Below are 21,749 nucleotides of genomic sequence, written 5' to 3' on the forward strand. Positions count from 1 at the left end.
TGCCGCGGCGAGTGGAGGACGACAGATGACCTTGAGCCGCATCCTGGCCATCCTGGCATTTGTTGTTTTCCTGGCGTTTTTCGGCGTCGTGATCCGGTTCGTCCCGCATCCCGATCTGGGCGTTGCAATCGGCATCGGCATCCTCCTCGCGGGCTACGATCTCTGGAGCCAACTGAGGTCTCGCGCGAAGTAATCGCCAGATTGGGGGCGGGGAAGCTGCGTGCTGCAGCGTCGATCAACTAGTGTGACGACGCCGAGAGTCCTGGCTTCCGAGTCGTGAGAGTCGCGGCAGAAGATTTTTCAGGCCGCGTCCACGCTCCAAACGGCCCACCGCCTCAGCCGGCGACCCATTCCAGTGCCCCTATGCCTTCAGCCAGCCGACTTTCCGCAGAATGGTTTCCGCAAGTTCCTGAGGCGCCTTGTCGTCCGTGGGGACGACCAACGCGCCTCCGGCATCTTCGCTCGCCATGCGCCTGGCTTGTCGAAGCGAGCGCTGCACCTGCTCTTGCGCCCCTGACCCAATCTCACGCTGCGCCAGACGCGCCAATATCGTGGGCTCCCTGGCGACCAAACGAACCACCGTGATCCGTGCATCAGGTATGGCAGCAAGAATCCACCGTCGGTCGAAATCAAGGTGTAACATTACGCCTGGCATAATCAGGCGCGAATGCCCGAGGGCGCGGTATGTCGACCAGATAGCGGCCAGGTTGATGCTGCTTACGTCGGTAGTTCCGGGCCAGATCCTCTCAAGATCCTCGGCACTGGGGCGCGGAAATACCCTATCAAGTTCATCCGTCTCGATGACGGCGTGGGCGACTTTCTCTGCGGCGAGTTGAGCGCCCATTTCCCAGCAGAGCGTCGACTTGCCTACACCCGCTGGCCCGGTAATCAACATGATCTGCACGTCGTCTCCATCATCAAAGCCCCAAGCGAAGACGTTTCCGCGAAAAAGGACGTCTGCCTGCGAAGCGCCGTCAAGTTATCGCGGTTTTTGGTGGGAAGCCACGGATCGACGTGACTTGAGCTAGGCCTGCTCGCGCGTTGCAACATCGAAAATGCGAGGGAAAAAATTCTTCGCCCTCCACGTTGAATCCATCAGTCTTCGCCGTCGCGCGATAGAAATTCGTTCAACCGCTCCAGAACGATATCCGGGGCTTCGAGTTGGGGTAAGTGACCGACGCCAGGCAATGTTTCGAACGATGCCTGCGGGATCAGCGCATGAAGCGCTTTGCCTCGCTCCAGCGGGATCCACGGATCGTCCTTGCCCCAGATTATCTTTACCGGACACCTGATATCCCCGAACGCCGGCTCGACTTCGGCGGTATATTTTTCGTCGGCTTGGGCGAATTGCCGATAGAAGCTTCCTCGTCCCTCCTCGGTAAGCCAGGGCTCGACAAGCTTCTCGAAATCTCCGGAATCGATGTCGTTTACGATCGCCCCTTTGATATAGGCCTCCACGACCGCTCTGTGGATATGCGGCGGCAGTCCCAGAAAGGCATTCACATGGCGACCGACATGATCGAAGAACTCCGATCCCCAAGGGCGCATGGCGACGACATTCATCAGAACGTACCGCTCAAACTCGCAGCCATGCAGCAAATGCGCCCGTAGCGTCGTCGCTCCGCCGAAATCATGGGCAACGACCATAGGCTGCTCAAGGTCCCAATGCGCAAGCATCTCGGCGAATATTTCTCCTTGCACATCGAGTGAGGTGCGCTGCTCCGCGGCTTTGTCGGATCGCCCGTATCCGGGCATATCGTACCAATGGACACGATACCGCCTTGCGAGGTCTGGGATGATCCGATGCCATGAGAATGAAGACCACGGCCAGCCGTGAGCCAGCACAAGCGCGGGCCCCCGACCAAATCGACCCGCTGCCACAGCGCCCGCAGACGTTTCCACGGTCTCATCGAGTTTCCACGACATCAGACATTCTCCTAGCACTCAGGACAGCGTCCAGACGAATTGGTGCGCAAACCATACGGTTCGAGACCGCTCCCCACCCGTTGCTGAAATCCAGACCGAGACGCTAACGGTGCCAGCCTTCGATCTGCAGATTGCCCAGCCGCTCAGCCTCCTCGCATGGAACGGAGCGTCGGGTCTCGGAAAAGGTCCAGACGTGACCTTCAGGATCGCGCGCCCTGTACTGCCGTTCACCATAGAACTGGTCGGCACGCTCCTGGACGATCTCGGCTCCCGCCGCCCGCGCATGCTCGCCGATGGATCGTCATCGGGCGAGCGGCGTCTTTCAAACCTGCTCGGCGCGGGCCGCGCGCCGGCGGCGCTCGCTCTTCTGGGTCTCCACGATGCGCACCCGCTTGACGCGGCGCGGGTCGGCGTCGAGCACAAGGAATTCGAAACCAGGTATGGCCTGCACCACTTCACCGCGGGCCGGAACACGGCCAAGCGTGTTGAAGATCATGCCGCCGATCGTGTCGACATATTCGCCATGCTCGCCGGCGGCGAAATCCTCGCCGATCATCTTGGTTACATCCTCGATCTCGGCCTTGCCGTCGACGACAAACACGCCCTCGCCGGTCTGGGTGATCATCGGCTCGTCCTCGTCATGCTCGTCCTCAATGTCGCCGACGACCATCTCGACGATATCTTCGAGCGAGACCAGACCATCGGTGCCACCATACTCGTCGATGACCAGCGCCATCTGGGTGCGCATCGCCTGCATCCGTCCCATGAGATCGGAGGCAAGCATCGACGGCGGCACGAAAAGCACCGGGCGGATCAGGTTCAGGTCGCCGATGGTGCGCGCGAGATCGACCTTGGCAAGATCGAGAAGCGTGGTGGCGGCGGCTTTCCTGGTCGTCCTGCCCCTTTTGACGCGGGCGATCTTGGTGATGTGGGCGAGCACGTCGCGGATGTGGACCATGCCGCGCGGGTCGTCGAGCGTCTCCGAATAGACCGGCATGCGGGAATGGCCGGACTGCTCGAACAGTCCAAGAAGATCGCCGAGGTTGGTCGTGATCTCGACCGCCTCGATGTCGGCGCGCGGCACCATGACGTCCTCGACGCGCACCTCGCGCAGGCGCAGGATGTTGTTGAGCATGGCCCGTTCGCCGGGCGAAAAGGCGCCGGCATCGCTCGCCGTTTCGGCAAGCGCGTCGGCTATTTCCTCACGCAGGCTGGTGCCGTTGCGTTGCCTGAACAGGCCGAGCACGCGATCGAACAGGGAAGGACCGGCAGGCGATGGCTCGCTGGCGAAGCTGCCGGTCGTGGTACTCGGACTAGAGCCCTCTTCCGTCTGTTCGGATGGCTTGGTCGCACTGCCGACGTCTGGGCGGGCGGCAGTCTCTGGTTTGTCGTTCATCGTCGTCCGGTCATTTGATCTTTTTAGTTACGCGTAGGGATCGGGAATGGCAAGCCTCGCAAGCGCTGCGCGTTCAACGGCTTCCATTTCCTCGGCCTCGGCGTCGGTCTCGTGATCGTGGCCCAGCAAATGCAGCAGGCCGTGAATGACGAGATGGGTGATATGGTTGTCGAGAGGCTTGTCTTCCAGTGCGGCCTCCCGCGCGACGGTCTCGGCGGCCAGCACGATGTCGCCCAGCATGGGCGGTAGCGGTCCGCCCTTCGCGAGCGGAAAAGCCGGGAAAGACAGGACGTTGGTCGGTTTGTCCTTGCCGCGCCAGCCGGCGTTGAGGTTGCGGATATGGGCATCGTCAGAAAAGACGATGCTGAGCTCGGAACGCCCGGCAGCGCCGGTTTCGGCAAACGCAGCGGTAACAGCGCGATCGACCAGCCGCGTCAGCGCGGCCTCATCGGGCCAGCTGCCCGCTTCGACTGCTATATCGATGTCGACGGGAACCGGAAGATCCCCGCCTACAAACGTTTTGTCCTCAGCCATAAGGCCTCAGCCTTCGGTGCCCAAGCCCCGGGCCAGCTTGCCGTCGCGGTCGTAGGCCTTGACGATCTCGGCGACCAGCGGATGCCTGACGACGTCGCCTTCGTTGAAGCGCACCGCCACCATGCCGGTGACGCCGTCGAGGATCCTGAGCGCCTCGACCAGACCGGATTTGGTGTTTTGCGGCAGGTCGATCTGGGTCGGATCGCCGGTGACAATCATGCGCGAGTTCTCACCGAGACGGGTCAGGAACATCTTCATCTGCATCGGTGTGGTGTTCTGCGCCTCATCGAGGATCACGGCGGAGTGCGCCAGCGTGCGGCCGCGCATGAAGGCCAGCGGCGCGATCTCGATCACCTCGGCGGCAATCGCCCGCTCGACCTTGTCGGCCGGCATCATCTCGTAAAGCGCGTCGTAAAGTGGCCTGAGATAAGGATCGACCTTCTCCTTCATGTCGCCGGGCAGGAAGCCGAGCCGCTCGCCGGCCTCGACGGCCGGCCGCGACAGCACGATGCGCTCAACCATGCCGCGTTCGAGCAGCATCGCCGCATGCGCCACCGCCAGGAAGGTTTTTCCCGTACCAGCCGGGCCGATGCCGAAGACGAGTTCGGACCGCTCCAGCGCGCGCATATAGGCGTCCTGGTTGAGTGAACGGGCGTAGATCGTCTTCTTGCGCGTCGATATCTGGGCGGCGGACACCTTGCCCTTGCGCTCCAGCGTTGGCAGCGTCAACTGGTCGTCGGCGGCGATCGCCATGCGTACGGCACCGTCGACGTCCGACTGGCCGATGTCAGCGCCTTTCTGGAGAATACCGTAGAGATTATCCAGGGCGCGGCGCGCCTGCTCGGCGGCCGAGGCGGAGCCCTTGATGGTCAGCTGGTTGCCTCGCGAACGGATATCGACGCCAAGCTTCTGCTCGAGCCTGGCCAGATTCTCGTCGAACTGGCCATAAAGGGCGCTGGCAAGCTTGTTGTTGTCGAAAGTCAGAACGATGTGCGCCATATCCGAAGCCCCCGATGGTAGGTTCTGGGGCAGGTTCTTCACTTCCGCAGCGCTCAACCGTCTCTCCTCATCTGCCGAGACCTCAGGCCAATTCGGCGAACAGGCTGTTGTAACCCGTTTTCGTGATTCGTACCTGGATAATCTCACCGATTTCGCCGGAGTTTTCATCAACAATAACCGGCTGCAGCCACGGCGAGCGGCCGACCTTCTGGCCGGCCTGGCGACCCGGCTTCTCGATCAGCGTGTCGATGGTGCTGCCGACCAGGCTCGCGCCGAAATCCTGCTGCTGCTTCAACAGCAGCGCCTGCAGCCGCTGCAGGCGCTCGTCCTTGATGGCTTCCGGCACGTGATCGGCCATTTCTGCGCCCGGAGTGCCAGGGCGGGGTGAATATTTGAACGAGAAGGCCGAGGCATAGTTCACCTGGCGCACCAGCTCCATCGTCGCCTCGAAATCCGCTTCGGTCTCGCCGGGAAAGCCGACGATGAAATCGCCCGAAAGCGCTATATCGCTCCGCGCGGCGCGGATCCGGTCGAGCAGCGTCAGATAGTCCTTTGCCATATGCCTGCGGTTCATCGCCTTCAGGATGCGGTCGGAGCCCGATTGCACAGGTAAGTGCAGATAGGGCATCAGCGCCGGCAAGTCACGGTGGGCGGCGATCAATTCGTCATCCATGTCGCGCGGGTGGCTTGTGGTGTAGCGCAAGCGCGCCAGCCCGGGAATCTCGGCCAACCGGAACAGCAGGCGGCCAAGACCCCATTCCTCGGCGTTTTCGCCCTCGCCATGCCAGGCATTGACGTTCTGGCCAAGCAGCGTCACCTCACGCACGCCGGCTTGCGCCAGCCGCTCGGCCTCGGCCACTATCTGCGCCACCGGCCGCGACACTTCCGAGCCTCTGGTATAGGGCACGACACAGAAGGTGCAGAACTTGTCGCAGCCTTCCTGCACGGTCAGGAATGCGGTGACGCCGCGCTTGATGATCTCGGCGCGTTTCGGCTGCGGCAGATGCTCGAACTTGTCCTCGATGGCGTAGTCGGTCTCGACGATCTTTTCGCCGCCTCGCACCCGTGCCAGCACGTCAGGCAGCCGGTGATAGGTCTGCGGGCCAATGACGAGATCGACGGCCGGCGAGCGGCGGATGATCTCCGCCCCCTCTGCCTGCGCCACGCAGCCGGCGACACCGACCAGCATCTCGCGGCCGGCCCGCGCCCGTTCGGCCTTCATCTCACGAATGCGGCCGAGTTCGGAATAGACCTTTTCGGCGGCTTTCTCGCGGATATGGCAGGTGTTGAGCAGCACCAGATCGGCCTCGCCGATGGCATCCGTCGCCGTATAGCCATCAGCGGCCAGTGCGTCGGTCATACGCTGCGAATCGTAGACGTTCATCTGGCAACCATAGGTCTTGAGGAAGACCTTTCTGGTCGCGGCAGATGGTGCGGCCTCGGCCGCAGTACCGATGTCGTCCGGCTCTATCGTGATCGTGTTCATGTCCATCCGGCGGCTTCTAACGCCTTTTGGTGACAAAAAACAGACGATTCTGCCCTACAGCGCCGCGCGTCCTCTTGGACGCGCCAAGGCCGCTGTAGCACTCTGATTTGGGTCCACCGTTCCGGCTTACCGGCTCGGGCGTGGATCGGCGAGCGCCGCCCGCATCATGTTACGCACCTGGCTTTCCATCAGCCTTGCCGTCTCCTTGCGATTGGAGCCCTTTGAAAAGGCGACCGGCTCGCCGAAATGCACTTCGACGTCGAGCCCGCCTTCCGCCATCAGCACCTTGAGGTGCGGCATCAGATCCTCGTCACCGATCCAGGCGGCAATCGGCCGATGCCTGCGGCCGAGCGGCACGCCGTGCAGGCGCGTGTAGACGATCGCCACCGGCTGAATGAAGACCTGTTCCGCCGCGCCCTCGGAGATCGCCATCGAAGCGGCGCCGAACAGCGTGCTCTTGAACGGCAGGACCATATTGCCGTCGCCGGTCGACCCTTCGGCGAACAGCACCATCGCGTCGCCCTTGGCCATGCGGTTGGCGATCTCGCTCGCCTGGTCCCCCGACGAGCGTTTGCGCTCGCGCTCGATGAAGACGGTGCGCTGCAGCTTCGACAGCATACCGATCAATGGCCACCCTTCCATGTCAGCCCTGGCGATGAACTTCACATCGACCATGGAGCCAAGCACCATGATGTCGGTCCAGGAGATGTGGTTGGACGCAACCAATAGTGGGCGCTGGTTGGACAAGGTCCCCTTGACATGGATGCGCATGCCCAGCGCCCGGATGATGAGCCGGTGCCAGATCTTGAGGATGAACGTTTCCGGCCACCAACCGGTCTTCATCGACAGGATCTGCAACGGCACGAGGATCAACGAGCCGGCGATGACGAGGCCCATCGCCAGGAAAGTCCTGATTTTTCCGATCATGCGGTCCTGGCCCTGCCCCGGTTTCTAGATTGTTTTTGCGCAATTCCGGACGGAAAACCGCTCCACACTTTTCCTGGAATTGCTCTAGAACGACGTGCGTCCACTTTCGGGCCTGCGCTAGCGAAGATCGCGGCGCATGACAAGCGCTCCGGTCGGGCCATGCTCGGGCGACCTGTAATAGTTGGCACGCTTGCCGACCTCGCGGAATCCCAGCCGCCGGTAGAGCGCGATCGCGGCGACATTGGTCTCGTCGACCTCTAGGAAAAGCGCCTCGGCGCGTTGCGCATGCAGTTCGCGCAGCACGGCGTCCATCAGTTGCCAGCCGAGCCCCTGGCGGCGATGGGAGCGCGCCACAGCGACCGTCAGGATCTCGCCTTCGCCGGCAGCCAGGCGCGCCAGCACGAAGCCGACCGGCGGCTTGGCACCCTGTCCGGTTTCGCGCGCGGCATAGCCGAATACCGTGTCCTGCTCGAGCAGTGCGGCGAATTCGCCGTCGGTCCAAGGCCGAACGAAATCCTCGCGGTGCAGCACCGAAACGGCCGGGCTGTCGGCAATCGTCAACGGCTCGAGCGCATAGTCCCTGCGGCGCGGCTGGAAGAAAGGAATGCGCATCAGTTTTTCTTCCTCGCCAGCGTAAAGCCCGCCTGCGGCTTGGCGTCGGCGCCGCGCAAATAAAGCGGCTTTGGCTTTTCGCCTTCGCGCTTCCCACCGGCAATTTGGGTGGCGGCCAGCCTGGCATAGACGGCGATGTCGGCCGTGGCACTAGTCGGACCGATGTCGATGGCGCGCCCGGCCGAGACAGCGATTTGCGTGGCAGCCGTGCCGGCCAGAACCGGAAAGCTGCCCGCCGCAATAGTGGCGGCGTGCGAGAGCGTCGTCACGGCCGGACCATAGCGCAGGACCGACACTTCGTCGTAAAGCGCGGCGTGGATCTCCTCACGGCCGGCGTCGAGCGCGGCCAGCACCGCGCGGCCGGGAAAGGTCTCTTTCGCTTGCGCCGCCAGCGCTTCCAGCGTCGTCACCCCGATCGCCGGGATTCTCAGCGCCAGCGCCAGGCCCCGCGCCGCCGAGACCCCGACGCGCAGTCCGGTGAAGGAGCCCGGCCCGGTGGAGACAGCGATGGCGCCGACGCCGGCATAGTCGGTTCCGGCCGCCTTCAACGCCTCTTCGATCACGGCCATCAAATGCTCGGCATGGCCTTTGCCAAGATCGAGCACCGAGCGGCCGAGCTCCTTCCCGGCCGCTGCGTCGTAGACGCAGGCGGCGCAGAGATTGGCGGCACAGTCGATGGCAAGCAACTTCATGAGACGGCCGGTTGGAGCACCCGCTTGGGCACAGGGTTCGAAAAACAATTTCCCTGTGCCTGCCATGGCTCATCCCCGCAAGGGGATAATGCATAAATCGTTTGACGGCTTCGTTTCGGCCTCGCCTGAAGACGGTAACTTCCAGCGAACGTAACCGTTAGGGAACCGGTGCCGGAAGCGCGTAACCGGCCTGCTCGATGCGCAGCATGTGATTGTCCCAGACATAGTCCGGCTCAGACCGTGTCGCGCCGCCCACTTCGACGATTTCGCCGGTGCCCGTCGTCGCCATGAAGTTCGCCCCATCGGGTGCCACGCCGCAGACCTCGGCCAATGCGCTGGTGGCGACGATCCGGCCGCTGGCCGCATCGATCACGGCAAGCGAGTTGCCCTCCGGCGAGGATACCGCAACCGTGCCGGCGGCGGGGTTGGCGGCGACCGAGCCGATGTAGTTCCGGAAGCCGGAAAGGACGTCCTGCGGCATGTCGAGCAGTTGCAGATCCTTGCCGCGCGCGGCGCGGCCGACCAGCAGCGGACGATCGGTGCCTGGTCCCCTGTACTGGCAGCCGAACCAGACCGTGCCGGATTTATCGGCATCCATGTGACGGATCGAAAGCTGGTGCAACTCCGGCGGCGGTTCGTGCTTTTCGATGAGGTCGCCGGTGAGGCGGTCGACCAGCGCATAGGAAGGCTTCATCGTCGCGATGTTGAGTTCGGCGCGGCCATAGTCCGGATGGGTTTCGATGCCGCCATTGGCGACGGCAATCGTCCTGCCGTCGCCCAGCAGCAGAAGTTCGTGCGAGCCCATGCCGTAGGTTGGGAATTCACCGATGCGCTTGAATTTCGCGCGCGCGTCGTAGATCCCGACCACGCCGGCGGCATTGTCGAAATCGTTCTCGGTGGCGTAAAGCAGCGCACCGTCGGTCGAAAACACGCCGTGGCCGAAAAAATGCCGGCCGCTGACGCTGGCAATGGTCAGCGGCTCATCGCGGCCTGTGTGGTCGAAGACCACGGCGAAGGTGCCGGGTTGCCTGGCAAAGACCACGGAGCGCTTCGACACCGGATCGAAAGTAACGTCGTGACCACGGGCGGGCAGGTCGATGGTGTGCAGGACCTTGCCGGCCTCGGACAGGATGGCCGCGCCATAGCTGCCGTCGCGCTTGACGAAAGCCGTGGCGAAGACGGCGTCCGTGCTAAGCGTCTTCGCCCATGCCGACGGCGCCATCGTGGCTACGAAGCCAATGCCTGCGGCTCTGAGGAAATCACGGCGGTCGATCAGCGGCGTACGCACGCTCAGTCGCCGTCGAGCGACGAGAAGCCGGCGGTCAGGCCGAATTCGGCGGTCAGCCTGGTGCCGATCAGGGTCGTCAGGCTGGATGTCACCAGCGAGAAGTGATCGAGCTTCTGGCGCAGTGCCGGGTCGGCGAGCGCCTTGTCGATCGGACCTCTGATGGCCGCGGCGTCGGCAGCTCCGTTGACAAGCTGGATGTGGATCGATTCCGCCATCCAGCGCGCGTCAGGGGACAGCGCATCGCCAAGCTGCGAGGCCTGAAACAGCGCGTCCATGCCCGAAAGATTGCCGGTCAGCGAACGCGCCGTGTTTTGCGAGCGCCAGTAGATCGCCTGTTTCGGCTTGTCGGCTTGCGGATTGCTGCCCAGAAAGCCCTTCAGGCGCACGTCGTGGACCATTTCCAGCTCGTTGATGAAGACGCCGACCAGTTCGGTCACCGCTTCGGTGCCGTCGCGGTAGAGCGCGTTTTGCGGGCCCGGATTGGCCCAAAGCGCTGCAAAACCGTTTGGCTTGTTCCAGGCGTCGCTGACGTCGGCGGCAATCGCTTCGATGTTGCCGGCAATTGCGGCGCCGTAAGCGCAGCGATAGGGATCGTCCTTGTCGGCGAGCCGCTCGGCGCCATCACCGTAAAGCACGAATTCCAACGCGCCGAGCCCCTGCATGGCGACACTCTTTGTCGCCAGCTGGGCCGGATCGGCAGCGGTCTTATCTTTACCGGCCAGCGCCGCCTGCACCTGTCTCAGGCCGATGCTTTTGCGGTCCGGCCAGAACAGCATGCGCTCCAGCCGGTTGTTCTCGGTTATCGGTCCAATGCGAATGATTTCCACGACCGACCAGGCATCCACGGTGCCGGAGAATTCCGTGCGCGCCGCATCGAGATGATCCTGCGACGGCGCGTCGCAAAGCGCGCGCATTGCCTTGGTCAGACTGTCCGCATGGTCATGCAGGCGTGCATAGGCCGGGCGGACAAAGCCGTCGATCGCCCGCTGTATCACGTCGGAGGCCTTGGCCGCGGCGGACGCCGGCAACGCGGCGGCGAGGATCAGCGGGAGAACCATGGCAAGCGCTAGGCAGGCATTCGTGGGCCGGCCCACGAATGACTGCTTAGATTCTTTTGTTTGTCGCAGGTTCTTGCCGCAAAACCGTGGGACACTTTTGCGGAACCAGCTTAGACGCTCCGACATCACAACGACTCCAGAAATTTGACCAGCGCGTCGCGATCGGCCGCATCGGCGGCGGCAAAGCGGTCGCTCGCCTTCTGCCCCTCGCCGCCATGCCACAGGATCGCCTCGGCCAGGGTGCGCGCGCGCCCGTCATGCAGGAAAAAGCTGTTGCCGTTGACGGTCTCGGTAAGACCGAGGCCCCACAGCGGCGGCGTGCGCCATTCGCTGCCGGTAGCCTCGCCCACCGCCTGCCCGTCGGCGAGCCCGGGCCCCATGTCATGCAGCAGAAAGTCGGAATAGGGCCAGATCAATTGGAAGGCCTGCGCCTTATTGGGGGTGCCGCGACGGGTGACGAATTTCGGCGTATGGCAGGAAATGCAGCCCATGTCGTAGAACAGCTTCTTGCCGGCCAGCACTTCGGGCTTGTCGAGATCGCGCCGCTCCGGCACAGCGAGGTTTTGCGAATAAAAGGTGACGAGATCCATGACCGGCGGCGGCGCCTCGACCGGGCCGAGGCGCTCCTGCACGCCGTTTGGCATGGCAAGACATGCCTTTTCGGCCGCGCTGCAATCGCCCCAGTGGTTCGGCACTTCCGGCGTCGAAATGCCGATGTCGCCGGCGAATGCGTCCGCTGCTTGCTGGCGGATCGATGGGGTCTGCCCCTTCCAGCCGAAGCGGCCGATCGTCGGCTCGCCGCTCTGGCTGTCGCGTACGATGTTGGGCTTGCCGGAAATGCCATCACTATTCCGATCGTCCGGATCGGCATGGGCGAGAATGTCCGCCGGGGCGATCTGCTCGACCAGACCGAGGCCGATCATCGGCGGCGTCAGGCGCGGCGAAAGCGTGGTGCGCGAATCGAGCGGTCCGTTGGCGAGATCATCGACCGAATAGCTCGGCTTGCGCAGCGAAACCACGATGCCGTCCGGCAGCGTGACTTTCTGCTCCTGATAGTCGACACGCATCCTGCCTTCGCCGCGAAGGCCCGGAACGGCCAGGTCCTGCAATTGCGAGCCATAGACCGGATCGGGGAAGTTGAGCACCTTGCGGGCGGCCAGCGTTGCTTTCTCCTCCTCGGTGCTCGCCTGCCGCGCCAGCCGCAGGAACATCGAGGTGGTCGCGCTGTCGCCTTCCGGCGGATGACCGCGACCATCCTTCAGATGGCAATTCTGGCACGCCCGTTCGTTGAACAGCGGACCAAGCCCGTCTGATGCCTGCGTCGAAGAGGGCGATGACACCCAGTTCTTGCGGAAAAGGGCATTGCCGAGCTTGAAGGTGCCCTCTTCCTCGAAGGTGATATTGGCCGAGGATTGCGAGAAAGCGTCCTTGTTGGCATCTTTGCGCGATGTGCCGGCGCCGCCCTGCATCGGCTCGAACTGCTCGGGCTTGGCAAAATCCCTGGTCGGCTTTGTGATGGCAATGACGCGCGCCAGATCCTTCGGCGTCAGATCGGTGCGGCTGGTGGCGAGGCCGGCCGGTTCGGGTGCGCCGGCCAGCGCCGAGGCCGTCAGCGCAACCACTACGGCAAGCGAAAGCCCGCGAAGCCATCTGTGTCGCGGGTTTTGCTGGGACGGCAGGCCGCAATCCTCGGCCCGCCGCAAGCGGCGCAAGAAATCTAAGGGGCGCCGCATTCCCGCATGTCCCTATTCCGCCTCGTCGGCCGATGCGGCGTTGAGCTGGCCATATTTTTCCTCGCCGATCGAGGCGAGCAGGTCGAGTTGCGTCTCGAGGAAGTCGATGTGACCTTCCTCGTCTGACAGCAGATCCTCGAACAGCTTCATCGTCACGTAGTCGCCTGCTTCTTCACAAATCTCGCGCGACCGTTTGTAGGCAGTGCGCGCGTCGTATTCGCCGGCAAGATCGGATTCGAGCACTTCCTTGACATTCTGTCCGATGCGCAGCGGCGCTACCGACTGCAGGTTCGGATGACCCTCAAGGAAGATGATGCGGGCAACAAGCCTGTCGGCATGGTGCATCTCCTCGATCGATTCTGCGCGTTCCTTCTTCGCCAGCTTGGCGTAGCCCCAGTCTTCCAGCAGCCGGAAATGCACCCAGTACTGATTCACTGCTCCAAGTTCCAGAAATAGAGCCTCGTTAAGCCGCTCTATGATCTGCTGTTCGCCTTTCATGGGTTCTGCTCCCGTATTGGACGCGCAGGCCTCTGACGCGATCCAGGTGTGAAACGACATCCACGCCGCTCGCCTCCGAGCGGGCGTGGTAATTTTCGGTTACCCGAATGATCGTTTCGACCACATTTGGGAAGCAGCCGCAACAGCGACCACGTTTCTGCATAGCATGATAGATCTTCGCCGGCACGATAAGTTGCCAGGGATCCTGATCCAGCAGCCCGACGATCGTCTGCTCAATCTCCTTTTCGGTGATGATGTTGCAATGGCAGATCAGCATTATTTGCTCTGTATGGCTGACGGCGCGTGCTCGGCGCCGTGTGGCTTATTTTCTCAATCGAACCGAAAACCGGTTTCCACTTTTCGGTTACGCGGACCTTCGGTTCGAGATCGTGCTCAAGGCCCTTGACGCCTTACTGGAACACCTTGTCTGGCGCATCGAGGCTGTCGGAGCCCTCGAACGCGATGGCATTGAGTTTCAGGGTGCCGACGGCGCGTTCGATCGACTTGGTCTGGTCGACCAGCGCGTCGATCGCCGCCTGCACGGTGGCGTTGCCTTCGGTGTTGCCTTCTCCGATCTGCTGGTCGTAGGCCTCGCCATCAAGCGCCCGTGCCTTGATGGCTTCCATCTTGGCGACGGTAACATCGAGCTTGTCCGACAGTTCCTTGTCGATCGCCGGATCGGCCTCCTTGACCATGTCGGATACCGAGGGGCCTTCGACGACGGTGCCGTCGAGGCGCGTGTAGCTGCCACGATAGGCGGCGCGAATGCCGACGGCGTCGTAAAGATGGGAATCGTAGGTGTTGTCGGAGAAGCAATCATGCTCCTCTTCCGGATCATGCAGCAGCAGGCCGAGCTTCATGCGCTCGCCCGCGAGTTCGCCGTAGGACAGCGAGCCCATGCCGGTGAGGATGGTCGAAATGCCGGCTTTCGGTTCGCCATCGGCAAGGTTCTTGCGGGCGGCGCCGCCTTCCTTCCAGTCATTGACCATGTCCTGCAGATCGGAAACCAGAAGCTCGCTCGCCGACTTCAGGTACTGCGCGCGACGATCGCAATTGCCACCGGTGCAATTGGCGAGATCATAGTCCGTATAGGGCCGTTCGCCGGCGCCCGGGTCGGTGCCGTGCAGGTCCTGGCCCCACAGCAGGAATTCGATGGCGTGATACCCCGTTGCCACATTGGCCTCGATGCCGCCGGCCTCCTGCAGCGTGCCGGAGAGGAATTCCGGAGTAAGATTGGTGGCGTCGATCTTCTTGCCGTCGACCTCGATCGACTTGTTGGCGATCACGTTGGCGGTGTAGAGCGCATTGGCGTCCGACTCGGTGCCGTAGCCGGCGGCGACATAATCGATCAGGCCTTCGTCCAGCGGCCAGGCATTCACCTTGCCTTCCCAATCGTCGACAATGGCGTTGCCGAAGCGGTAGACTTCGGTCTGCTGATAAGGAACGCGCGACGCCCTCCAGGCCTCGCGGGCGGCAGTCAGCGTTTCCACCGAAGGCTTGGCGAGCAGCGCATCGACAGCCTTGTCGAGGGCCTGCGCCGTGGTCAGCGAATCCTCATATTTGGCGAGCGCAATGTCGGAATAGGTCTTGATGACCGCCTTGGCATCGGTCTCCGCTTTGGCAGGCAACACGAATATCGCCGCCGTCAAGGCCGCCGTGGCGCCGATCGCGGCGAGCCTGCCATACCGTGCCGTGATCATCGCTCTCATGATTGTCATCTCCTCGGAATTCAGTGAAATGCCGGCGCCAAAGGCGCGTCGGCAGGCAATCGGCGCCAAGGCAGGTCCATGCCATTGGGCGAGAAACAGGCCGCGGCATAGCGCGGTTTGCGGAAGAAAGACATCGAAATGCCTCCAATCGAAAGGGTTCAAGGCCCAGACATCAAAGGGATGCGCTTGACACGCAAGCTTCCATAAAGCGATGAAGGCACCGGAAGTCAATCAATTTCAGAAAGAAAAGCCAATCGAAACAACAGTTTAGAATTATTCTAAACTGCAAGTGTCAACTTTAGCTGCATGTATTGTGCCGTCATTGAACAGCACTCTTGGCGGACCGCCGTTCCGGGTGCGACTTGCAAAGGCGGTCTTGCGGCGGCGTCAGACAATTGCCACTTGGCGAGACGTCCTAGACTTGGATCAAGGAATTGGGGCTACGATGAAAAACGGTGTGGTCATTGTCGGTGCGGGTCATGCGGGCGTGCAAGCGGCCGCCAGCCTGCGCGAGGACGGTTACGACGGGCCCGTGATCCTGGTCGGCGACGAGAAAGAGCTGCCCTACCACAAGCCGCCGCTGTCGAAGACCTTCATCAAGGATCAAGAGGCCAAACCGCAGCCGCTGCGCGGCGAGGCCTTTTATACCGGCAGCGCGATCGACTACCGGCCGGGCATTCGCATCGATCGCATCGATGCCGGCGGCCGCAGGCTCGAAATATCAGGTGGCATGCTGCCGTTCGACCGGCTCATCCTGGCGACCGGTTCGCGACCGCGCATCCTGTCGCTGCCGTGTTCGGATTTTTCGGGCGTTGTGTCGCTGCGCTCGCTCGCCGACGCGCGCCTGGTCCGCGAATTGAGCGCGCAAAGCGAGGATGTCGTCATCCTCGGCGGCGGCTTTATCGGGCTGGAGATCGCCGCGACGCTCAAAGCGGCCGGCCGCAAGGTCACCGTGGTCGAGGCGGTCGACCGGCTGCTCGGCCGGGCGGTGGCGCCGGTCATCGCGAACCACGTGCGGCAGCGGCTGGAAACAACCGGTGTGCGCATCCTCACCGGCACCACGATCGCGCGGCTGGAAGGCGAGAACGGCCGTGTCTCGGCTGCAATCACCGCATCCAGTGAGCGCCTGCCGGCGCAGATGGTCATCATCGGCATCGGCGTCGTGCCGAATGTCGAACTGGCCGAGGCAGCAGGCATCACGATCGGCAACGGCATCCGCGTCGACCCGCAGATGCGCACGTCGGTGCCTGAAATCCTCGCCATCGGCGATGCCGCTTCCTACCGGCACTGGCTCACCGGCAGCGATGTGCGGCTGGAATCGGTGCAGAATGCGACCGACCAGGCGCGTCTTGCCGCGCGCACCATCCTCGGCCATGCGGACGCCTTTGCGGCGGTGCCATGGTTCTGGTCCGATATCGGCGACATGAAGCTGCAGATGGTCGGCCTGATTTCGGGCGGCGACAACCATGTCGTGCTGGGCGACGTCAACGAGAACAAATTCTCCATCTATCACTATGCTGGAAATCGTCTGCTCGGCATCGAATCGGTCAACCGGCCCGGCGATCATATGCTTGGCCGCAAGATGCTCGGCGCCGGCTTCTCGCCGACGCCGCAGACGGTTGCGACGGGACCGGACGGACTGAAGGCGGCGCTCGCCGCCTTCCAGCTGGAAGAGCCTGTCCGCGCCGCCGAATAGCCGTATCGTTCAGGCGGCGGGAACTTCGCGGATCGAGCTTTCCAGGATATCGAGCGCTTCGTTCATGACGCCGTCCTGGATGGTGATCGGCGCGAGGAAGCGGATGACATTGCCGTAGACGCCGCAAGTGAGCAGGATCAGGCCCTTGTCGAGCGCCTTCAGCCGGACCGCATTGGCGATCTCGGCCGACGGCAAGCCCTTTTTCACATCGTTAAACTCGACCGCGTTCATGAAGCCAGGGCCTCTGATATCGACAATCTCCGGTGCGTCGTCGCGGATCGATTGCAGCCGCTGCTTCAGCCGGTTGCCCAGCGTGTTGGCGCGGTCGCAGAGATTTTCCTCGTCGATGACGTCGAGCACGGCGTGTGCTGCGGCAACGCCGATCGGACTGCCCCCATAGGTGCCGCCAAGCCCGCCGGGGTTCGGCGCATCCATGATCTCGGCGCGGCCGGTGACCGCCGATAGCGGGAAGCCGCCGGCCAGGCTTTTTGCCATGGTGGTAATGTCGGGCGCCACCTCGTGATGATCCATGGCGAACATCTTGCCGGTGCGGGCAAAGCCGGTCTGCACCTCGTCGGCGATCAACAGCATGCCGTGCTGGTCGCAGATCTTGCGCAGCGCCGTCATGAACTCGCGCGGCGCCTCGTAGAAGCCGCCCTCGCCCTGCACCGGCTCGACGATGATGGCGGCGACGCGGGCCGGATCGACATCGGCCTTGAACAGCCGGTCGAGCGCCGCCAGCGAATCGGCGACCGAGACCCCGTGCAGCGCCACCGGGAACGGCGCGTGGAAGACATCCGCCGGCATGGCGCCGAAGCCGACCTTGTAGGGTACGACCTTGCCGGTCAGCGCCATGCCCATGAAGGTGCGGCCATGGAAGCCGCCGGCAAAGGCGATGACCGCCGGCCGGCCGGTGGCGTTGCGGGCGATCTTGATGGCATTCTCCACCGCCTCGGCGCCGGTGGTGACGAAGATCGTCTTCTTGTCGAATTTGCCCGGCAGCATGCCGTTCAGCCGCTCGGCCAGCCTGACATAGCTCTCATATGGCACCACCTGATGGCAGGTATGGGTGAAGCGGTCGAGCTGCGCCTTGACCGCCTCGATCACCTTCGGGTGACGATGGCCGGTGTTAACGACCGCGATACCCGACGAGAAATCGATGTAGCGGCGGCCTTCGACATCCCAGATTTCCGAATTTTCGGCGCGGTCGGCATAGATCTGCGTGGTCATGCCGACGCCGCGCGAAATCGACTGGTTCTTGCGTTCGGAAATGGCTGAATTCTTCATTTTCGCCCCTCGCCGGGCCGGCGCCCGTTCTCGTTTGGATGACTGCTGGGAGTTGTTCTGACCTTATTTCATACATTCCTCAAGTTGGCACCGCCGCCGTGTCATTGGGCCTGTCGCCGTTAATGTCGTGTTCCTTCGCGCCCCCTCTGGCCTGCCGGCCATCTCCCCCACAAGGAGGGAGATTGGCAGCTCCGTCGACGGCACTCCTGCTGCAACGTTCGCGATTAGCGAAATCATCAATGACAGCCAATCTCCCCACCCGTGGGGGAGATGGCCGGCAGGCCAGAGGGGGGCGCGAAGGAATGCGACGTGGACAGCTGTATTGACTCAAGCCGTCCGCACGAACCCCTCACTCGCCCGCAACAGATTGCGCGTATAGTCCTTGGTCACGTGCCGCTTGACAAGGTCGTTCGCGCTCAGATTCTCCACCGCCTCGCCGCTCTGCATGACCATCAGCCGCTCGCACATATGGGTGATGATGGCGAGGTCGTGGCTGACCATCAGGAAGGTCAGCTTGCGCCGCCGCCGAACCTCTTCCAGCAGGTTGAGCACTTCCGCCTGCACCGAAGCATCGAGCGCCGAGGTCGGCTCGTCGAGCAGCAGGATCGAGGGTTCGAGGATCAGGGCACGCGCGATTGCCACGCGCTGGCGCTGACCGCCCGACAATTGATGCGAATAGCGGAAGCGGAAGCCGGTTCCCAGGCCGACCTCGTCGAGCGCCCGCTGGATGCGCTTTTCACTATCGGCAAAGCCGTGGATGGCGAGCGGCTCCTGCAGCAGCCGGTCGACGGTCTGGCGCGGATGCAGCGAGCCGTAAGGGTCCTGGAAGACCATCTGCACCTCGCGATAGAAAGCCTTGTCACGGCGCGCGCCGAGTCTTTTTCCGTTGACGGTGATGCTGCCCGAAGCGGCCGGTGCGAGGCCGGCGATTGCCCTGAGCAGCGTCGATTTGCCGGAGCCGGATTCGCCGACCAGGCCGAAGGATTCGCCTGACAGCACGTCGAGGCTGACGCCCTTCAGCGCGCGAAACCGGTCGAAGATCACCTCCAGCCTGTCGACGGAAAGTGCTGCCGTCATGCCACCCACTCCGGCTTGCGGTCGAGCACCGGCAGCGGGTGGCGGTCGGCGCCGATCTTGGGCATGCAATTGAGCAAGCCGCGTGTATAGGGATGCTGGGCACGGCCGAGTTCCGACGCCTTGAGCTGCTCGATCACCTTGCCGGCATACATGACGATCACCCGGTCGCAGAAGGAGGAAACCAGGCGCAGATCGTGCGAGATGAAGATCAGCCCCATGCCGCGCTCGCTGACCAGCCGGTCGAGGATGCCGAGCACGTCGAGCTGCACGGTGACGTCGAGCGCCGAAGTCGGCTCGTCGGCAATCATCATCTCGGGACCGGCGATCAGCATCATGGCGATCATGGCGCGCTGGCCCATGCCGCCCGAAACCTCGTGCGGATGCAGGTCGAAAACCCGGGCGGGATCGCGGATCTGCACCGCCTCCAGCATGGCGAGCGCGCGGTCGCGGGCTTCGGCCTTGCCGACCTTCTCATGCGTGCGCAGCGTCTCGACGATCTGGCGGCCGATGCTCATCACCGGATCGAGCGAGTATTTCGGATCCTGCAGGATCATGGCGATGCGTTTGCCGCGCAGCGCCCGGCGTTCGCGGGGCGGGGCCGCGAGCAGATCGATGCCGTCGAAGGCAAGTTTGTTGGCGGTGACCTCGGCCTGCGGCGGGGTCAGGCCCATGATGGCGCGGCCGGTCTGCGACTTGCCGGAGCCGGATTCACCAACGATGCCAAGCCGTTCGCGGCGAAGCGAGAAGGAGACGCCGCGTACCGCCTCGATCCGGCCGGTGCGCGTCGGAAAGGTGACGCGCAGATCGTCTACCTCCAGAAGCGTCGTCGTCTTGCCGCTCATTGATCACCACTGCGGGGGTCGAGCGCGTCGCGCAGGCCGTCGCCAAGCAGGTTGAAGCCGAGGCTGACGATGAGGATGGCAAAGCCCGGTGCGCCGGCGACCCACCACTGGTCGAGCACGAAGCGGCGGCCCGACGCGATCATCGCGCCCCATTCCGGCAGCGGCGGCTGCGCGCCGAGCCCGAGGAAGCCGAGACCGGCGGCGGTCAGGATGATGCCGGCCATGTCGAGCGTCACCCTGACGATCAGCGACGAGATGCAGAGCGGCATGATGTGGCGCAGAACGATGCGGAACGGCGAAGCCCCCATCAATTGCACCGCCTTGATGTAATCCGAATTGCGCACGGTCAGCGTCTCGGCACGGGCAATTCGCGCATAAGGCGGCCATGAGGTGATGGCGATGGCGAGCACCGCATTCTCGATGCCGGGGCCAAGTGCGGCGACGAAGGCCAGCGCCAGGATCAGCTTCGGAAAGGCCAGAAAGATGTCGGTGATGCGCATCAGGATCGCATCGATCCAGCCGCCGGCATAGCCGGCGACGGTGCCGACCAGCAGGCCGATAGGGGCGGCGATGACGGCGACGAGAATGACGACGTAGAGCGTCCATCTTGAGCCGAAGATGACGCGCGAAAAGATGTCGCGGCCGAGATCGTCGGTGCCGAACCAGTGCTCGGCACTCGGCGCCAGCAGGCGCGAGCCCTTGAGGTCGCCGAATGTCGGCGAATAGGGAGCCAGCACATTGGCAAGGGCGGCGACCACCAGCAAAGCGATGATGATGAGCAGGCCGAGAAACGCCAGCCGGTTGGCGGAAAAACGTCGCCACGCCACATAGGCGCGGCCGAGCCTTGCCTGCATGCGCGAGGCCGGCCGCTCGCTGAGCAGCCAGTCGCGACGGCTCTGGATCGTCTCAGCGCTCATCGTACCTTGGTCCTTGGATCGAGCACCCGGTAGAGCAGGTCGGACAGGAGGTTGATGCCGATGAAGACCGAGCCGATGACGATGGTGCCGCCGAGCACGGCGTTCATATCAGCGTTCTGCAGGGAATTGGTGATATAGAGGCCGATGCCCGGCCACGAAAACACGGTCTCGGTCAGCACCGAGCCTTCGAGCAGGCCAGCATAGGAAAGCGCAATCACGGTGACCATCGGCACCGCCGCGTTGCGCAGCGCGTGGCCCCAGATGATGCGTGTTTCCGACAGGCCCTTGGCGCGCGCCGCGACGATATATTCCTGGGCAAGCTCGTTCAGCATGAACGAGCGAGTCATCCGGCTGATATAGGCGAGCGAGAAATAGCCAAGCAGCGAGGCCGGCAGGATGATGTGGCGGAAGGCATCGCGAAACACATCCCACTGCCGCTGCCACAGCGCATCCAGAAGATAGAAGCCGGTGATCGGCGTGAAGGTGTATTCGTAGACGATATCGAGGCGGCCCGGAAATGCCACCCATTGCAGCCTGGCATAGAACAGCACGAGGGCCAGCAGTCCCAACCAGAAGATCGGCACGGAATAACCAACCAGGCCGATGATCCGCACGACCTGGTCGATGATGCTGCCGCGCTTGACGGCGGCGAGCACGCCAAGCGGCACGCCGATGAGTGCACCGATCAGCGTTCCCAGCGTTGCCAGTTCGATCGTCGCCGGAAAGGCGCGGCGGATGTCGGTCATCACAGGATTGGTGGTCAGCACCGAGGTGCCGAAATCACCATTCAGGGCGTTCTTCACATAGATGTAGAACTGCTCGATCAGCGGCAGGTCGAGCCCCATCTCGCGGCGTGTGCGCTCGACGACATTGGCCGGCGCCCGGTCGCCGAGCACCGCCAGCACCGGGTCGATCGGGATCACCCGGCCGATGAAGAAGGTCACCGCGAGAAGCCCGAGATAGGTGGTTATCGCGATGACCAGGAAACGGGCGATCGACGACGCGACAGCGACGGCACGGGCGCTACCGTGCCCTGCCGTCGCTTCGCTTTCAACAGTGCTCATGCGGCGCG

Annotated in this window: 22 protein-coding genes and 1 pseudogene; 2 read left to right on the plus strand and 21 right to left on the minus strand. The window is 63.2% G+C overall.

Annotated features, from left to right (window positions below):
* Window positions 1–25: 25 nt before the first annotated feature.
* A complete protein-coding gene (locus AC0L26_RS23420) occupies window positions 26–193 on the plus strand; it encodes a hypothetical protein (protein ID WP_473634713.1) in 168 nt (55 codons plus the stop codon).
* Between the two features lie 168 nt (window positions 194–361).
* On the opposite strand, the gene AC0L26_RS23425 is transcribed toward AC0L26_RS23420, so the two are convergent.
* The 16 genes and pseudogenes from AC0L26_RS23425 to AC0L26_RS23500 form a co-directional block, all read right to left on the minus strand.
* On the minus strand, window positions 362–904 hold the full coding sequence (locus tag AC0L26_RS23425; RefSeq protein WP_473634714.1) for an ATP-binding protein: 543 nt from the start codon (window positions 902–904) through the stop codon (window positions 362–364).
* A gap of 191 nt (window positions 905–1,095) precedes the next feature.
* A complete protein-coding gene (locus tag AC0L26_RS23430; protein WP_473634715.1) occupies window positions 1,096–1,926 on the minus strand; it encodes an alpha/beta fold hydrolase in 831 nt (276 codons plus the stop codon).
* A 103-nt stretch (window positions 1,927–2,029) separates the two neighbouring features.
* Window positions 2,030–2,215, minus strand: a pseudogene (locus tag AC0L26_RS23435) (VOC family protein); the annotation flags it as partial.
* Window positions 2,216–2,248: 33 nt separating this feature from the next.
* A complete protein-coding gene (locus tag AC0L26_RS23440) occupies window positions 2,249–3,322 on the minus strand; it encodes a hemolysin family protein (protein ID WP_473634716.1) in 1,074 nt (357 codons plus the stop codon).
* A 27-nt stretch (window positions 3,323–3,349) separates the two neighbouring features.
* Window positions 3,350–3,856: an rRNA maturation RNase YbeY gene (gene ybeY / locus AC0L26_RS23445; RefSeq protein ID WP_473634717.1), complete on the minus strand. Its 507-nt coding sequence runs from the start codon at window positions 3,854–3,856 to the stop codon at window positions 3,350–3,352.
* Window positions 3,857–3,862: 6 nt separating this feature from the next.
* Window positions 3,863–4,855: a PhoH family protein gene (locus AC0L26_RS23450; protein WP_473634718.1), complete on the minus strand. Its 993-nt coding sequence runs from the start codon at window positions 4,853–4,855 to the stop codon at window positions 3,863–3,865.
* Between the two features lie 82 nt (window positions 4,856–4,937).
* Window positions 4,938–6,347 carry a tRNA (N6-isopentenyl adenosine(37)-C2)-methylthiotransferase MiaB gene (gene miaB, locus AC0L26_RS23455; RefSeq protein WP_473634719.1) on the minus strand — a complete coding sequence of 470 codons (1,410 nt, stop codon included), beginning with the start codon at window positions 6,345–6,347 and terminating at the stop codon, window positions 4,938–4,940.
* 120 nt (window positions 6,348–6,467) lie between these two features.
* Window positions 6,468–7,268 carry a lyso-ornithine lipid O-acyltransferase gene (olsA, locus tag AC0L26_RS23460; RefSeq protein ID WP_354489088.1) on the minus strand — a complete coding sequence of 267 codons (801 nt, stop codon included), beginning with the start codon at window positions 7,266–7,268 and terminating at the stop codon, window positions 6,468–6,470.
* Window positions 7,269–7,385: 117 nt separating this feature from the next.
* Window positions 7,386–7,880, minus strand: a complete 495-nt coding sequence (gene rimI / locus AC0L26_RS23465; RefSeq protein WP_352934077.1) for a ribosomal protein S18-alanine N-acetyltransferase — start codon at window positions 7,878–7,880, stop codon at window positions 7,386–7,388.
* Window positions 7,880–8,572, minus strand: a complete 693-nt coding sequence (tsaB, locus tag AC0L26_RS23470) for a tRNA (adenosine(37)-N6)-threonylcarbamoyltransferase complex dimerization subunit type 1 TsaB (protein WP_473634720.1) — start codon at window positions 8,570–8,572, stop codon at window positions 7,880–7,882. Before tsaB ends, rimI begins: the two co-directional genes overlap by 1 nt.
* 157 nt (window positions 8,573–8,729) lie before the next feature.
* Complete coding sequence (locus AC0L26_RS23475) at window positions 8,730–9,860, minus strand: DUF1513 domain-containing protein (protein ID WP_473634721.1); 1,131 nt, start codon at window positions 9,858–9,860, stop codon at window positions 8,730–8,732.
* A gap of 2 nt (window positions 9,861–9,862) precedes the next feature.
* Complete coding sequence (locus tag AC0L26_RS23480) at window positions 9,863–10,918, minus strand: imelysin family protein (protein ID WP_473634859.1); 1,056 nt, start codon at window positions 10,916–10,918, stop codon at window positions 9,863–9,865.
* A 125-nt stretch (window positions 10,919–11,043) separates the two neighbouring features.
* Complete coding sequence (locus AC0L26_RS23485) at window positions 11,044–12,651, minus strand: di-heme oxidoreductase family protein (RefSeq protein ID WP_473634722.1); 1,608 nt, start codon at window positions 12,649–12,651, stop codon at window positions 11,044–11,046.
* A 12-nt stretch (window positions 12,652–12,663) separates the two neighbouring features.
* Window positions 12,664–13,149: a bacterioferritin gene (gene bfr, locus AC0L26_RS23490; protein ID WP_126037586.1), complete on the minus strand. Its 486-nt coding sequence runs from the start codon at window positions 13,147–13,149 to the stop codon at window positions 12,664–12,666.
* Window positions 13,115–13,426, minus strand: coding sequence for a (2Fe-2S)-binding protein (locus AC0L26_RS23495; RefSeq protein ID WP_065005901.1), 312 nt, complete (start codon window positions 13,424–13,426; stop codon window positions 13,115–13,117). The genes bfr and AC0L26_RS23495 overlap by 35 nt, the downstream gene beginning before the upstream one ends.
* A gap of 133 nt (window positions 13,427–13,559) precedes the next feature.
* Window positions 13,560–14,849, minus strand: a complete 1,290-nt coding sequence (locus AC0L26_RS23500) for an imelysin family protein (RefSeq protein WP_473634860.1) — start codon at window positions 14,847–14,849, stop codon at window positions 13,560–13,562.
* 454 nt (window positions 14,850–15,303) lie between these two features.
* Between AC0L26_RS23500 and AC0L26_RS23505 the strand changes: the two genes are divergently transcribed.
* Window positions 15,304–16,554 carry an NAD(P)/FAD-dependent oxidoreductase gene (locus AC0L26_RS23505; RefSeq protein ID WP_473634723.1) on the plus strand — a complete coding sequence of 417 codons (1,251 nt, stop codon included), beginning with the start codon at window positions 15,304–15,306 and terminating at the stop codon, window positions 16,552–16,554.
* 9 nt (window positions 16,555–16,563) lie between these two features.
* Here the strand turns inward: AC0L26_RS23505 and AC0L26_RS23510 are convergent, their stop codons facing one another.
* The 5 genes from AC0L26_RS23510 to AC0L26_RS23530 form a co-directional block, all read right to left on the minus strand.
* Window positions 16,564–17,841, minus strand: coding sequence for a 4-aminobutyrate--2-oxoglutarate transaminase (locus tag AC0L26_RS23510; protein ID WP_473634724.1), 1,278 nt, complete (start codon window positions 17,839–17,841; stop codon window positions 16,564–16,566).
* A gap of 327 nt (window positions 17,842–18,168) precedes the next feature.
* Window positions 18,169–18,918: an ABC transporter ATP-binding protein gene (locus tag AC0L26_RS23515; RefSeq protein WP_473634725.1), complete on the minus strand. Its 750-nt coding sequence runs from the start codon at window positions 18,916–18,918 to the stop codon at window positions 18,169–18,171.
* Entirely contained in the window at window positions 18,915–19,760 is an 846-nt protein-coding gene (locus AC0L26_RS23520; protein WP_473634726.1) for an ABC transporter ATP-binding protein, read from the minus strand. The genes AC0L26_RS23515 and AC0L26_RS23520 overlap by 4 nt, the downstream gene beginning before the upstream one ends.
* Window positions 19,757–20,677, minus strand: a complete 921-nt coding sequence (gene nikC, locus AC0L26_RS23525) for a nickel transporter permease (RefSeq protein WP_352934111.1) — start codon at window positions 20,675–20,677, stop codon at window positions 19,757–19,759. Before nikC ends, AC0L26_RS23520 begins: the two co-directional genes overlap by 4 nt.
* Complete coding sequence (locus AC0L26_RS23530; protein ID WP_473634727.1) at window positions 20,674–21,741, minus strand: ABC transporter permease; 1,068 nt, start codon at window positions 21,739–21,741, stop codon at window positions 20,674–20,676. Before AC0L26_RS23530 ends, nikC begins: the two co-directional genes overlap by 4 nt.
* Between the last annotated feature and the right edge of the window lie 8 nt (window positions 21,742–21,749).

The organism is Mesorhizobium sp. WSM4823 (assembly GCF_055811195.1).